A 14,160-nucleotide genomic window follows, 5' to 3' on the forward strand; every position below is an offset into this window, starting at 1 on the left:
ACTATCTTTCCAGAATTTCTTGGCTTATTGGTCTTCCCGCGCCCAGAGCGCCGCGACTTAATACACCACGGGATTTTCCGGATTGGTGACGTCGATTGTCGTCTTGGCCGCATGCTTTTTCTCGAGCTCTTTCAAGAAAATCAGTGCAACTTCATTTTTCAGGGCCGCCTTCTTCGCGTCTCCCCAAATCAACGTGCGGTTCTTCGGCAATGCCAACTCGGCAAAGCCGGCCTTGGACAGCGATGCGGTTGAAACTTCCTCGAGCACTTTCTTGTCAATCGTGCTCAAGATACCGGTCAGCAGCTTGAACTGCTCAGCATCGGCAGTGACGTCACTGGCCTTAATCTTGGGAAGCTTGTCCTTGTCCTTCTTGCCGACGGTGCGAAGCTTCTTGCCTGTCTCGGAAACCAGGTATTCCTTCTTGCCCTCCAGCAAGATCGCCACCGGCACGGCTTCGATCACCTCCACCACCAGGGTATTGGGCATCTGCGCCTTGACCACGATCTCGTCGATGGCGGGCTGGTCTCCGATGAGCTCCTGGACCTTTGCTTCGGAGATCCGCGGCAGCGGGGTGCCCTTCAGCGGTTCCAAGGACTCCCCCAACTTCTTGGAATCCACCAGTTTGGTGCCGGTGACCTCAATCTTCTTGGCAGCGATCACCGGCGAGAAGCTCAAGATCAGAACGGCAGCGAGGCTGAGCACGACAATGCACGCCGCGACAATAATCAGGATCTTGCGCCGCTTCTTCTCCGGGTTCTCCGGAAGTTCTACGACTTTTGCTGCTTCACCCATGGATCACCTTGGTAGACGGATTGGGGCCGATCGCTGCGGCCCGGGACTCTGGACGGAAGTTGTCAGCTCAGGGACTTCACGATGTCTGGACCGAGTGCGGTAACGTCTCCAGCGCCAATGGTCATGATGACATCGCCCGGCTCGGCCTGCTCGACCGCATGCGCTACCGCGGCTGCCGGAGCCAGAACCTGCGACGGGACTTCGATGCGCGAGGCAATCAATTCGCTGGTCACGCCTTCGATCGGCTCTTCACGTGCCGGATAGATATCCAGCACCGCTACCGAATCGGCCAAGGACAGGGCCTGCGCAAATTGGCGGTAGAACTCCTGGGTGCGGCTGAACAGGTGCGGCTGGAAGACCACGTGCAGCCGGCCGTTGCCTGCCACGGTGCGGCCTGCGGTCAAAGCAGCCTGCACTTCGGTTGGGTGGTGCGCATAGTCGTCGTAGACCCGGACACCAGCAGCCTCGCCCTTGAATTCGAATCGCCGGGCTGCACCGGAAAAGCTGGAGAGCGCCTGTAGCGCGTCGTCGACATCCACGCCTGCATCGATGCCGACCGACAGCGCGGCGGCGGCGTTGAGCAGATTGTGCTGGCCGGGCACTGCCAGATCCATGATCCGGCTCTGTCCGCTGCCCCATTCGATGGTCGCGGTGAACCGGCCATCCTCGGTGGCGCGGGCGTCGGACAGCCTGCGGTCGGCATGGTCGCTGAACCCATAGGTCTGGACCCGGATATCCGGGCGGTCCGTACGCATCTTGTGCGCCAGGGCATTGGCTCCTTCGTCATCGGCGCAGCAGATCAGCAGTCCGTCGGATGGCAGCAGCCGGGCGAAGTCGGCAAAGGCCTGGTGCACCGCCTCAGCGGTGCCGTAGTGGTCCAGGTGATCGGCCTCGACGTTGGTCACGATGATGACTTCCGGCCGGTAGTTGAGGAAGGAGGCGTCGGATTCGTCGGCTTCGGCCACGAAGTAGGATCCGGCACCGAGTTCGGCGTTGGTGCCCAGGCTTGGAATGTTCGCGCCGACCGCGAAGCTTGGACGTGCGCCGATGGTCTTGAGCATGTGCGCGGTCAGCGACGTGGTGGTGGTCTTGCCGTGGGTGCCGGCGATGGCCACGATCTTCTCGTGGCCGCGCATGGTTTCTTCCAGGCCTTCGGAGCGGTGCAGGATGCGCAGTCCGCGACGCACGGCTTCATCGTATTCCGGATTGCCTACCTTGATGATCGAGGAAATCACCACGGTGTCAGCGTCGCCCAGGTTCGCGGCATCGTAGCCTACGTGGATGCGTGCTCCGCGCTCGCGCAGCCCGTCGAGCACCGGCAGGTCCTTGGCGTCGGTTCCGGAGACGGTCAGTCCGTAGTCGAGCATCAGCCGTGCAACCGCTGATACGCCAACCCCGCCTACACCCATCAGGTGCACCTTGCCCAGATCGGCGTTCAGTTCGTCGGCTCGCAGTGCCATGGTTCTAGCCTTCCTGACCCGCACGGCGGCGGGTTGAAACTTCTTCAATAATCCGTCGCGCCATGATCTGCGCGGCGTCGCGCTGCCCCAGTGAGGCGGCGGCGCGAGACATTTTTTCAATTTTATGCTGATCGGTCAGCAGATTGATGACATTTTCGGTGATATAGGACTTTGTGAATTCGGCGTCAGAAACCAGGACCGCTCCCCCGGCGGCTACCAGTTCACGGGCGTTGAGCTTCTGCTCGCCGTTGCCGATGGGCAGCGGGACCAAAACCGAGGCGGTACCGGCGACGGCCAATTCGCAGACGGTGCCTGCACCAGAGCGGCAGATCATCAAATCCGCGACTGCGTACGCGTAGTCCATGCGATCCACGTATTCGATCTGGGTGTATCCCTCATGGACGAGCAGCTCGCCAGCGGCATCGCGAACCTGCTTGCCGCGTCCGGTGATGTGGATGGTGTGGATGCCGGCTGCGTCCAGTTCGTCAAGGGACTGAGCAATGGCTGTGTTGATGCTCTGCGCTCCGGAGGATCCGCCGGTAACCAGCAGCACTGGCTTCTCGCCGCTGACACCGAAGTGCTCGCGGGCTGCCTCGCGCAGTTCCGCCTTGACCATGGTCGCCACGTTGGAGCGCATCGGCATGCCTACCTGCACCTCGCCGGGCAGTCCGGTGTTGGCGAACGTGGTTCCGACAAATGCAGCGTTCTTTGCGCCCAGCTTGTTGGCCATGCCCGCAACGGAGTTCGCCTCGTGCACGAAGATCGGCAGCTTCAGCTGCTTCGCAGCCAGGTAGGCCGGAGTGCAGACGTATCCTCCTACGCCCAGGATCGCTTCGGCCTTGGCGGCGCGCAGAACCTTCTTGGCGTTAGTGACCGCCTTGATGAAACGGAATGGGAACTTGAGCAGATCTGCGTTGATGCTTCGCGGCATCGGTGCCTTCGGAACAAATTCCAACGGGTAGCCGGCTTCGGGCACCAGCTTGGTTTCCAGGCCTCCGGGAGATCCCAGGGCAGTGACCTGTGCGTCAGGCTGCTCGGTCTTCACGGCATCAGCGATGGCCAGCATGGGCGAGATATGCCCGGCTGTTCCGCCGCCGGCGACCACTAGGCGAAGTGCTTCGCTCATCTATTGCTGTACTCCTTCGACCTGCAAGGGGCAGGATCAATGTCCACCGCATATCCGGCGATGGATCTCTGCTTCTGATAACGGCCGGTTGCGGCCCGCTATTTGGTTTTCTTGCTCTTGGCCGGCTTCTCTGCCAGCTTTGCCTCGAATTCAAGTTTCTGCGCTCTGGCCGAGGAGAGGACAAACCCCATGGCCAGCATGATGGCGAGCATGGCCGAGCCGCCGGAGGAAATGAACGGCAGCGGAACACCGATCACCGGAAGCACTCCGGTGACGGTACCCAGGTTGACGAAGGTCTGGCCGATGACCCAGGACATCAAGCAGCCCATGAGCACCTTGGTGTACATGTCGTTGGCGCGCGCAGCAATGCGGTACATCGCCAAGGCCAGCAGGATGAACATGACCAGCACGAAGAGCACGCCGATCAGGCCGAATTCCTCGCCCAGGATGGAGAAGATGAAGTCGTTCTGCGCTTCGGGGACATAGGACCACTTCATGCGGGACTGGCCGGCACCCACTCCGAACCAACCGCCAGAAGCGAAGGCATGCAGGCCCATGCTGGCCTGGTAGCAAAGGTCATTGCTCGGACCGCAATCGGTATCCAGCCAGGCGAGGATGCGCTGCCGGCGGTTGGACGAAGCCAGGATCGCGACGGAGAGGCCTGCGACGCCAACCGCGGAGAACGCCGCGAGCCACTTCATCCTGATGCCGCCAAGGAACATCGCCGCGGCAATGATCATCAACAGGACCAGTGCGGTACCCACATCCTTGCCGACCACGACGAGGCCGACGATGAAGATGCCGACGGGAGCCACGACGGGGACGATCAGATGCTTGATGTCGTGAAGCATGTGCTGCTTCTTTTCCAGCATGAATGCAGCGAAAACTGCCAAGGCAAGTTTGGCGAACTCGCTGGGCTGCAAGCCGAAGCCGCCGATGCGGATCCAGTTCCGGTTGCCGAGTACCGTGTGGCCAAGTGGCGTGAATGCGACGAGGAACAGCAGGATGAACGCCGCCATCACGGAGGGCCACGCCAGCCGCTTCAGCACTTCCGGCTTGATGCGCTGCATGATCAGCATGCAGACAATGCCCACCGCGGCGAAGCCGCCCTGGGCCAGTGCCACGGTGAAGCCGTCCCGGCCCTTGGCGATCGCTTCCACCGATGCCGATGACTGGACCATGATCACGCCGAAGACTGCCAGCGCGATGGAGCCCACGAGCACCAGCCAGTAGTCGGTGGAGGCCATGCGTCCGCTGGAGTTCTCGACGGTGCTGAGCATTTTGCCGATTCGCGCGTACCAAGGAATCTTGGCTTTGGATCCCGCTGGCTTCTTGTTGGATTTCATCGCCATCGGTGCCTCCTGCCTTGGTTTCGTTTGTTCGGTCAGCTCTCGACTACTTCTCTTCGCCAGCTTTATCCATCAGATCACTGACGGCAGCGATAAATGCGTTGCCACGCTGGGCGTAGGAGCTGAATTGGTCCATCGAGGCCGCGGCCGGTGCCATGAGCACCGTGTCCCCTGCCTCGGCAACTTCGGCGGCCTTGGACACCGCACGGGTCATGACCTGCGCGCCGCTGGGGGCTGAACCGTCGTTGCCCTGCGCCCCGCCGGTGATATCGATGACTTCGACCTCTGGTGCGTGGGTGGCCAGCGCTTCGCGCAGGCCCGCGGTGTCGGTGCCGATGAGCAGCACCTTGGACAGGCGCTGCGCATGCTTGGCGATCAGCTCCCCGTATTCCACGCCCTTGGACACGCCGCCGGCGATCCACACCACGCGGGTGAAGGCCGCCAGCGAAGCGTCGGCCGCGTGCGGGTTGGTGGCCTTGGAGTCGTTGATCCACAGGATGTCGTCCTTGCGGGCCACGGCCTGGATCCGGTGGTATCCGGAGTCGAAGTTCTTCAAGCCCGCCGCGACGGCTTCCGGGCTCACTCCGCAGGCGCGGGTCAGCGCCGCGGCGGCGGCCGCGTTGGCGGCGGTATGGCGCGGGACAATCTCGCCGATCTCCTTCAGCGCGATGAGTTCCACCGCACTGGTCTTGCGCTCTTCGATGAAGGCGCGGTCCACCAGCAGACCCTCGACAACGCCCACCATCGACACCGCGGGGGTATCTGTCGTGAAGCCGATCGCACGGCAGCCTTCGATGACGTCAGCATTTTCCACCATGGTGATGGTGACCTCGTCAGCCGCGTTGAAGATCGCCGCCACCTGGGTGCGTTCGTAGATCTTCGCCTTGGCGGCCTTGTAGTTCTCGAAACCGCCATGCCAGTCCACGTGGTCTTCGGCCAAATTCAGGACCACCGAGGCGACCGGCGAGATGCTGTGCGTGTAGTGCAGCTGGAAACTGGAGAGCTCGACGGCGAACACGTCGTAGTCCACCGGTTCGCGCACCGCATCGAGGATCGGGGTGCCGACATTGCCGACGGCGACGGCTTTCAGCCCCTCGGCACGCAGGATCGCTTCGGTCATGCCCACGGTGGTGGTCTTGCCGTTAGTGCCGGTGATGGCCAGCCACTGTGGCGCTGTGTGGCCGGCACGGTTCTGCACGCGCCATGCCAATTCGATATCGCTCCAGATCTCGATGCCTTTGGACTCTGCTTCCGCGATGACCGGGTTGCGGGGGTTCCAGCCAGGGGAAACCATCACCAGCTGGGCCTGCTGGCCATCGACCAGCGGCAGGCACTGGACGTTGGCGGTGCCGAGCAGCACCTCGTGGGCGCCGACGATCTTCAGGGTCTCGGCGCGCTGCTGGTTCATCTGGTCATCGCGGCCATCGATCACGGTGACGATGGCGCCGAGTTCGATGAGGGTGTCGGCTGCCGAGAATCCGGAGAGCCCCAATCCTGCGACGACAACTCGCAGGCCTTTCCAATCAGCATCCCAGCTGTTCAGCGAGTCTAGTGATTTGCCAGCGTTTGCGCTCACAGTGCGACAACCCATTCAGAGTAGAAGAGACCCAGGCCCGCGGCCACGAACAGGCCGGCAAGGATCCAGAATCGGATAACGACGTTTTCCTCGGACCAGCCCGAGAGCTCGAAGTGGTGCTGCAGCGGTGCCATCTTGAACACGCGCTTGCCGCCCGAGATCTTGAAGTAGCCCACCTGGATGATGACCGACAGTGAGATGATCACGAACAGGCCGGCGATGACTACGAGCAGCAGCTGGGTGCGCGAGAGGATCGCGAAGGCTGCCACGGCACCGCCAATGGCCAGCGAGCCGGTGTCGCCCATGAAGATCTTTGCCGGCTTGGCATTGAACCAGAGGAAGGCGATCAGCGCACCGGAGAGCGTGGCTCCCAGCAGCGCGAGGTCCTGCGGGTCGCGCACCGAGTAGCAGACATTCAGCGAGTCGATGTTGCTGCAGGCCTGATTCTGCTGCCAGATGCCCATCAGTGTGTACGCGCCGAAGACCATGATCGAGGCACCGGTAGCCAGCCCGTCCAGGCCGTCGGTGAGGTTCACGCCATTGGTGGCACCGGTAACAATGAAGTTCGCCCAGAGCACGAACAGCACCATGCCCAGCAGCGGCCCGGCAAATGCCAGGTCGATGTTTGTGTCGCGCAGGAAGGAAATAGCGGTGGAGCCGGGGGTCAGGCCCTGCTCGTTCGGGAACTGCAAGGCCAGCACTGCGAAGCTGATGCCGAAGAAAGCCTGCAGGACGATCTTCTGCCAGGCGCGCAGGCCCAATGACCGCTTCTTGAAGATCTTGATGAAGTCATCGAGGAAGCCGACCAGGCCCATGCCGCCGAAGAGCATCAGCACCAGCAGGCCGCTGGCGGTGACTCCCGACGATGTGCGCCCCATCAGCGAAAGGATGCCATGGGTGGCGAAGTACGCCACGAACACGGCCAGCACGAAGACCACCCCGCCCATGGTGGGGGTGCCGGACTTGATGGAGTGCGAGTTCGGCCCGTCATCGCGGACGACCTGGCCGTACTGCTTCTTGGTGAGCAGGCGGATGTACAGCGGCATGACCACCATGGTCAGCACGAGGGCAATGCCTGCCCCCAGGATCAATGCGATCATGCGTTATCGCCTTCCTTCGCGAATGCTGCGATCTCGTCGCCGAGGAAACGCAGGCCTGCCCCATTGGACGATTTGAACAGCGCGATATCACCCGGCTGCAGCTGTTCCTGCAGCAGTGCGCGGGCTTCATCCACGTCTTCCACGTAGAAGGCCTCGTCGCCCCAGCTGCCTTCGAGCACAGCAGAGTTGTAGGCGGGCTTGGCCCCGCGGCCTACCACTACAAGTTTCTTGATGTTCATGCGAACTGCCATGCGGCCCAGCAGGTCGTGCTGGTGGATGCTGTCATCACCCAGTTCCAGCATTTCGCCCAGCACCGCCCAGGTGCGCCGGCCTGGTGCGCCGTCGGCGCCCAGGCCCAATTCGGCCAGGGTCACCAGCGCGGCACGCATTGATTCAGGGTTCGCGTTGTAGGCGTCATTGATGATGCTCACACCGTCAGGACGCTCGATGCGTTCCATCCGCCAGCGGCTGCCAGCGGCTCGGCCTTCAAGGGCGGCGGCGATCAGCTCCGGGGCAATATCCAGCGCCAGTGCTGCGTTCGCCGCGGCGAGGATGTTGGTGACGTGATGGCGGCCCAGAAGGCCCGAGGTGATCCGCTTGCTGAAGCCGCCGGGGAACTGGAGGGTGAGCTCTGGCTGCCCGTGCTTGTTCACGGCAACGTCGGTGGCCCAGACTCCAGCGTTCTCCGGCTTGCTGTTTCCGGTGCCGAAGAAGCGCACTGCTCCCCCGGAACGCGAATCCATGCGGGCCACGCGAGGGTCTTCGGCGTTCAGTATGGCGATGCCATCGGCGTCCAGTGCCTCTACCAGCTCGCCCTTGGCCTTCTCGATGTTCTCCACCCCGCCGAATTCGCCGGCGTGCGCGGTGCCGACGCACAATACGACGCCGACCTGGGGATGCACCATATCGGTGAGGTAGGTCAGGTGGCCGATGCCGGTAGCACCCATCTCGATTACCAAATACTTGGTCTCTTCGGTGGCGTTGAAGACCGTCAGCGGTACGCCGACTTCGCCGTTGTAGGAGCCGATGGGCGACACGGTCGGCGCCACCTGCGACAAGATGCCTGCGAGCAGGTCCTTGGTGGTGGTCTTGCCGGCCGAGCCGGTGATTCCCACGACCTTGGCGTCGTTCTTTTCCTTGAGATGCGCAACGATGCGGGCGGCGATTTTGCCCATCGCTTCCACCGCATCGTGAACGATGACCGCCGGGTGCTCCCTGCGGTCTTCGTCATAGGTCACGCGTTCGGCTAGGGCCAGCACGGCGCCGGCGGCGCGTGCACGGTCGATAAAGGCGTGCCCGTCGGAGAATTCTCCGGGCTTGGCAACAAATAAGGCACCCGGGACGACTTCGCGTGAGTCAGTGGTCACGGAAGTGATCACCGTGTCGGGGGCGGCTGTGGCAGTCGCTTTTCCTCCGGTGATGTCCAGCAGGTCGGTCAGAGACAGTTCAATCATGGCAATAAGGACTTTACACTTGAGCGGTGGCGATAGTGGTCTTGTACGTTCTAGGATTTGGTCACAAATCCATGAAGATTCAGCGCGTTCGCCAGTTCCACCCGGTCATCCAGTTCCACGTCGATTCCCGCGACGTCTTGGCTGACTTCATGTCCGCGCCCGGCCACCAGGATCGCATCGTTGGCACCGGCCAAACTCACAGCGAACTCTACGGCTTTGGCGCGTGGCGCGATGTTGAACACCTGCACCTGCGGACGTTCGGAATCGAGCACTTGCTGTGCGCCGGAGGCAACCTGGTCGCGGATCGGCGCCGGGTCTTCGCCATGGGGATCGTCGTCGGTGACAATCACGATGTCCGCATGACGGGCCGCTACCGCTCCCATATCCGGGCGCTTGGTCTTATCGCGTTCTCCGGTGGCGCCGAAGACAACGATGCGACGGCCCTGCTCCCCCGGGCGGATGGAATCCAAGGCCTTGGCCAGGGCATCTGAATTGTGGGCAAAGTCGACAACGGCCACCGGTGACTCGCCTACGACCTGCATGCGTCCGGGAACGGCGACCGATAGCGGGTCCTTGGAATCCAGGGCACGCTGCAAGGCGTCGAGGTCTGCGCCGCCAGCGAGCACCATCAGGGCCGCTAGGGCGCCGTTGGCGACGTTGAACATGCCTGGCAGCAGCGTACGGGTCCGCAGCTGGCGCCCGTCGCGGTGGACCAGGGTGAAGCTGTGGCCCAGGCCGCAGTGCTCCAGCTCGGTGACCCGCCAGTGGGCCGTGGCATGATCGCCATCAAGGCTCAGTGTTTCGGTGGGCACCAGGGCGCGATCGGCCAGACGCTGGCCGTATTCGTCATCCACCATGACCACGGCGCGATCGGAGCGTTCGGCGGTGAACAGTTCGGCCTTGGTTTCGAAGTACTCGTCCATCGTGCCGTGCAGGTCCAAGTGATCCTGCGTCAAGTTGGTGTATCCGGACACGGCGAAGCGCAGCGCATCGACCCGTCCATAGCTCAACGAGTGGCTGGAGACCTCCATGGCCACCGAAGCCACTTCCTGCTGGGCCATGCGCGAGAGCACCCCATGCAGCTGGGTGGATTCCGGGGTGGTCAGCACGCTGGGGATGATCTGCCCGCGCGCGGACATCTCGATGGTGCCGATCAAGCCGGTTTCTTCGCCCAGGGCATCCAGGATTGCGCGGATCATGAAGGTGGTGGTCGTCTTGCCGTTGGTGCCGGTCACGGCGAACAGCTTCGGGCAGCGCTGGTCCGTTCCGTAGACGGCTTGCGCGATCACTGCGGCGGATTTGCGGACGTCGGCCACGACTGCCACCGGGATGGCGAGATCGTCGCCGAGGAATTCGAGTCCGGCGGTATCGGTGATCATCGCCACTGCGCCGTTGCCGATTGCGGTGTCCACGAATTCGGCTCCGTGGCGCTTGGCGCCGGAGATGCCCAGGAAGACGTCTCCTTGCTGGACGATCTGCGGGTTGAGGCTGACTCCGAGGATTTGCGGAGCGGCATTGAGCAATGCTCCAGTTCGCACCGCACCTGCTGTTCCGCAGAGCTGGTCGAAGCCAATGCCGGCGGTGCTGTCCGGGCGCAGGTACCGTTCTAGCTCACGCGGAGTGTCGGGGTTCTGGACTACCAAGATTTCTTCTGATCCTCACCTACAAAGACGTCGTACGCCTCTGATTTAGTCGTGCTCGGTGGCACATTGAATGTATTGAGAGTATGGCTCATGACATCGGTAAACGTGTCCGCTACCGAGAAGTCTTTCCAGTTGCCCTTTGGCCGGTACATTGTTGCCACGACCACGAACTGCGGATCCTCCAATGGGGCAACGCCCGCAAAGGAATAAGTATATCCGTCATAGCCCTTGGCGCTTGCCGCCTGGCCGGTACCGGTCTTGCCGCCCACTCGGTACCCGGGAATGCGCTCCTTGTAACCGGTACCGTGGTCCACGACCGATTCCATGAGCTTGAGCATTTCCTCAGCGGTGCTCTTCTTGACCACGCGCTTCTCTTCAGGCGCCGGAATCTTGGTGATCGAACCATCTTCGTTCCGGTAGCCCTCGATCAGGCTAGGTGAAAGCCGAACGCCTTCGTTGGCCAAGGTCTGGAATATCGAGGCGGTGTGCAGCACGGTCTGCGAATAGCCCTGGCCGAACATGGTGGTGTACTGCTGGCGCCGGTCCCAGTTCTCGGGATGGGCGAGCTGGCCGGCGCTGGCGCCGTTGAGCCCTACGCGGATGGGCGAACCCAATCCGAAAGCACGCATGTAGTCGTAGCGGGTCTGCTTGCTCATCGTGTTGCCGACCATCACGGTACCGGTGTTGTAGGAGCGGGCAAAGATGCCCGAAACGGTCATGTCGTACGTCGGGTGTTCCAAGGAGTCGTTGATGGTTTCCTTGGTGAACGTCTTCTTATTCGGCACGCGCATCTCGGTCAGCGGATCCACGCCGCCCTGGTCAATAGCGGCAGCGAAGATCGGGGCCTTGCCGGTGGAACCCGGTTCGAAGGCACGGGTTATGGAGGTGGACCGGCGGAATTCGGGCTTGGTGGCGACTGGATCATTCGGATCCAATTCCGCGGAGTCGCCGATGGCTAGGATCTTGCCGGTGTCGACTTCCATGACCACCACGGAAACCCATTCGGCATTGAATTCGGCCTGCTTCTTTTCCGCTGCGCGCTGGGCAACGTAGTTGATGTCCGAGTCGATGGTGAGGATGACATCCTGCCCATCGACGGCCGGTGTTTCTTCCACCTCGGTGACAGGAATGCGCACGCCATCGGCGCTGATCTCGTATTTGCGGCTGCCTGCCTTGCCGGCGAGGTATTCTTCCTGACTCAATTCCAGGCCTTCGGCACCGACCACGGATGTCTGGTCTTCGGAATTGCGCACGAAGCCCAGCAATGGCCCGGCGATCACCCCTTGCGGGTATTGGCGTTCGCTGCGCAGCAAAGAGGCAAGTCGGGGAATGCCAATTTCAAGGACTTCGTTGCGCACTTCCGGGGTCACGCTCTTGGCCAGCACGACGTAGCCCTTCGGCTCGGCGTCCCCCTGCGGACGCACCTTCTTGGCCAGTTCCTCGCGGTCCTGGTCCAGGGTTTCGGCTAGTTCATCAATGGCCTGGTCCCACGTAATGCGTTCCTGGCCGTTGGTGCCGTCCCGCTTGGCGCGGCGAATGGTCTCGCCCTGCTTGCGCTGGTCGATGACCAGATCGTAGCGGTCCACGGAGACAGCTAGCGTCGTGCCATTGCGGTCTTCAATGGATCCGCGATTGGGCGCAATGTTTTCTACGCGTTCGCGATTCTCTTGCGCGGCGTTGGCAATGGTTGCCGAGTTGATGCCCTGGACCCAGACAAGCCGCCCGAGGATCACCAGCAGCAAAACCACGGAGAGGATCAGCACTAAGCGCATTCGCTTTTTTGCAGTATCGATTGCGGTCGAGCTCACAAAAGAACCTAACTTTCCCTCAGCGCGGTTTTCCAGCAGCGGCAGCCACCTGTATCTAGCTTAGAAAGAGCTGGCTACTCTGCTGGGGATTTGATGCTTGGTGCAGGGATCGTGCCCCCATTTAGCTCAGTGTCCTTGAACACTGGGCGGCCGTCCTTGTCGATTTCACGTTCGGTTTTCTCGGCCTTCACCTCAGGTTCCTTGGAACCATCAGTGGTTCCTGATTCCTTCTGTGAATCTGCTGAGGCTTTACCCACAGAGGTCTTCGGCGTGTTTGATGCGTTGGCTTCGGTTTTGCTTTCGCCCTTGCGGATGCTGTCGCCTGGCAGCGGAATAGTTCCATATTCCTGCTTGCTGTTCTTGGCCTTGACGGCCTTCTCAGCCTCCTGGGTAACCTTGCCCTCAGAGAGGCTGATCAACCCTGGAGCGCCTGGCGAAACCAAGCCGAGGTCCTTTGCCTTTGCGGCCAGCGCCTGCGGGGCTGCCAAGGACTGGGCTTCCTTCAACAGGGCCTGATTCTCTTGGGAGAGTGCGCGTTCCTGCGATCGCAAGTTCACAATGTCGTACTGCCGCTGAGCTACCGAAGTATTGAGCAGCACCAGCGTGACGATCACGCTGAAGGCCAAGAAGATCAGCACCGCAGACATGGTGAACATGGAGCGCTTGTTGGTCTCGTTCATTTTGGGAACCAGCGAAAGCGTTACGCGCTGGCGCGAATCCCCTTTAGGCAGGTTGCTAGCTGGGACGGGCTCGGGTCGCATTGCACGCGCAGTGTTACCGTCGACAACCGGCTGGCTGTTCACGGCTGCGGTCTTCTGCACGCGGCGCTGGGCTCGTTGGCTCATGCTAGCTCCTCTTCAACACTCGTTCCACAGCACGCAGGCGGGCTGAGGCTGCACGTGAATTTTCTGCTATTTCGTGATCGCTTGGCTTCTCGGTGCCCTTGGTGAGCACCTTGTATTCAGCTTTGTGTTCATCCAGTTCCACCGGGAACCCCGGAGGAGCCGACGAGGTTGATCCTTGGACGAAGTGCCGTTTGGTGATCTTGTCTTCCAAAGAGTGATAACTCATGACGACAACGCGTCCGCCTACGTTCAAGGCCCCCATTGCAGCCGGGATGGCGCGTTCCAGGACGTCAAGTTCCTCATTCACCGCAATACGCAAGGCTTGGAACGTTCGCTTGGCAGGGTGGCCATGGTTTCGGGCGGCCGCAGCCGGCACGACGCTGCGGATCACGTCAACGAGTTCAGCGGTGCTGGTGATGCGGGTCTTGGCACGCGCCTCGACGATTGCCGTCGAGATGCGGCCGGCAAACTTCTCTTCGCCCCACTGCCGGATAATTCGAAGCAGTTCGTCGCGTTCCAAGTCGTTGACGAGGTCCTCGGCAGTTGGACCGACCGACGTGTCCATGCGCATATCCAGCGGAGCATCATAGGAATAGGCGAAACCGCGTTCGCGTTCGTCGAGCTGCAGCGAGGATACGCCGAGGTCAAACAAAACGCCGTCAACGCCAGGGAATCCCAGGTCTTCCACGACATCCGCAATTTCGTCGTACACGGCGTGCACGAGGTCGATCCGGTCTTGGAACGGAACGAGTCGAGCACCCGCAAGTTCGTGCGCCTGCTCGTCGCGGTCTAGACCGATCAGGTGCAAATTATCGAACCGTCGCAAAATGGCTTCGGAATGCCCGCCCATGCCGAGGGTGCAGTCAACCACAATTGCCCGACGGCCTTCAGCATTGGCTCGCTCAATACCTGGAGCTAGCAAATTAACACATCGGTCCAGAAGTACTGGAACGTGGCGTTCGGATGCTGGTCGTTGGGAATCCTGATTTGGCACTGCGCCCCCTTTC

General features: G+C 61.7%; 11 protein-coding genes. All 11 read right to left on the bottom strand.

The genetic code is table 11. The annotated features are described in order from the left end of the window. Nucleotides 1-57: 57 nt before the first annotated feature. Nucleotides 58-792, bottom strand: coding sequence for a cell division protein FtsQ/DivIB (locus JOE62_RS11490; RefSeq protein WP_128470043.1), 735 nt, complete (start codon nt 790-792; stop codon nt 58-60). A gap of 62 nt (nt 793-854) precedes the next feature. Further along, nucleotides 855-2,252: a UDP-N-acetylmuramate--L-alanine ligase gene (murC, locus tag JOE62_RS11495; RefSeq protein WP_204722454.1), complete on the bottom strand. Its 1,398-nt coding sequence runs from the start codon at nt 2,250-2,252 to the stop codon at nt 855-857. A 4-nt stretch (nt 2,253-2,256) separates the two neighbouring features. Beyond that, complete coding sequence (gene murG / locus JOE62_RS11500; protein ID WP_204722455.1) at nt 2,257-3,378, bottom strand: undecaprenyldiphospho-muramoylpentapeptide beta-N-acetylglucosaminyltransferase; 1,122 nt, start codon at nt 3,376-3,378, stop codon at nt 2,257-2,259. A gap of 98 nt (nt 3,379-3,476) precedes the next feature. After that, on the bottom strand, nt 3,477-4,730 hold the full coding sequence (gene ftsW / locus JOE62_RS11505; RefSeq protein ID WP_204722456.1) for a putative lipid II flippase FtsW: 1,254 nt from the start codon (nt 4,728-4,730) through the stop codon (nt 3,477-3,479). 43 nt (nt 4,731-4,773) lie between these two features. Beyond that, complete coding sequence (gene murD, locus JOE62_RS11510) at nt 4,774-6,318, bottom strand: UDP-N-acetylmuramoyl-L-alanine--D-glutamate ligase (protein ID WP_204722457.1); 1,545 nt, start codon at nt 6,316-6,318, stop codon at nt 4,774-4,776. Beyond that, the gene (gene mraY, locus JOE62_RS11515; RefSeq protein WP_204722458.1) at nt 6,300-7,403 is read right to left on the bottom strand and encodes a phospho-N-acetylmuramoyl-pentapeptide-transferase; all 1,104 of its coding nucleotides are present in this window, start codon (nt 7,401-7,403) and stop codon (nt 6,300-6,302) included. The genes murD and mraY overlap by 19 nt, the downstream gene beginning before the upstream one ends. Then, nucleotides 7,400-8,857, bottom strand: a complete 1,458-nt coding sequence (locus JOE62_RS11520) for a UDP-N-acetylmuramoyl-tripeptide--D-alanyl-D-alanine ligase (protein WP_204722459.1) — start codon at nt 8,855-8,857, stop codon at nt 7,400-7,402. Before JOE62_RS11520 ends, mraY begins: the two co-directional genes overlap by 4 nt. A gap of 50 nt (nt 8,858-8,907) precedes the next feature. Then, nucleotides 8,908-10,500, bottom strand: coding sequence for a UDP-N-acetylmuramoyl-L-alanyl-D-glutamate--2,6-diaminopimelate ligase (locus JOE62_RS11525; RefSeq protein WP_204722460.1), 1,593 nt, complete (start codon nt 10,498-10,500; stop codon nt 8,908-8,910). Beyond that, a complete protein-coding gene (locus tag JOE62_RS11530) occupies nt 10,494-12,272 on the bottom strand; it encodes a peptidoglycan D,D-transpeptidase FtsI family protein (protein ID WP_204722461.1) in 1,779 nt (592 codons plus the stop codon). Before JOE62_RS11530 ends, JOE62_RS11525 begins: the two co-directional genes overlap by 7 nt. A gap of 110 nt (nt 12,273-12,382) precedes the next feature. Next, complete coding sequence (gene ftsL, locus JOE62_RS11535; RefSeq protein ID WP_204722462.1) at nt 12,383-13,153, bottom strand: cell division protein FtsL; 771 nt, start codon at nt 13,151-13,153, stop codon at nt 12,383-12,385. 1 nt (nt 13,154) lies between these two features. Beyond that, nucleotides 13,155-14,147, bottom strand: coding sequence for a 16S rRNA (cytosine(1402)-N(4))-methyltransferase RsmH (gene rsmH, locus JOE62_RS11540; protein WP_204722463.1), 993 nt, complete (start codon nt 14,145-14,147; stop codon nt 13,155-13,157). Between the last annotated feature and the right edge of the window lie 13 nt (nt 14,148-14,160).

It is taken from the genome of Glutamicibacter nicotianae, from assembly GCF_016907615.1.
Lineage (GTDB): Bacteria > Actinomycetota > Actinomycetes > Actinomycetales > Micrococcaceae > Glutamicibacter > Glutamicibacter nicotianae.